This window comes from Streptosporangium vulgare, assembly GCF_042428775.1.
GTDB lineage: Bacteria > Actinomycetota > Actinomycetes > Streptosporangiales > Streptosporangiaceae > Streptosporangium > Streptosporangium vulgare.
Window position 1 is genome coordinate 1 of record NZ_JBHMBS010000203.1, and the last position, 510, is coordinate 510.

Genomic DNA, 510 nt, shown 5'->3' on the forward strand with positions numbered 1-510 from the left:
TATTGGTATCACTATCAAAGTTGATTCCCCAAATTTCACTCGCAATAACCGTTCTGGGTATAATTTCGCCAGCTCTGGAGGCCAGTAGCCAAAGTAACTGAAACTCCTTGCGCGTCAGTGTAATACTGATATTGTCCCTGCTCACACTATGACTAACAGAGTCCATTCTTAAGCCGCTGATTTCTAATGTTGAATTCAAAGCGTGATGTTGCCTTAATTGTGCCCGAACCCTTGCCAGCAACTCAGAAAATGAAAAAGGTTTTACCAGATAATCATTTGCCCCACTGTCCAGCCCTCTGACTCTGTCATCGACAGAATCCCTTGCAGTAAGGCAAATAACAGGGGTTTGCTTTGCTGTTCTTAACGTTTGTAAGATCTGCCAGCCATCCATACCCGGAAGCATAATATCCAGAATGATCAATGCATAATCATCCTTCAGCGCAAGATAAAGCCCATCTCTGCCATCAGAAACGGCATCGATGACATAACCCGCTTCGGAAAGCCCCTGCG

General features: G+C 44.9%; 1 protein-coding gene. It reads right to left on the bottom strand.

The window, feature by feature from the left end:
* Nucleotides 1-510 (bottom strand): response regulator transcription factor HprR (hprR, locus tag ACFFRH_RS45090; RefSeq protein WP_512701171.1); only part of this gene is annotated, 510 nt, incomplete at both ends.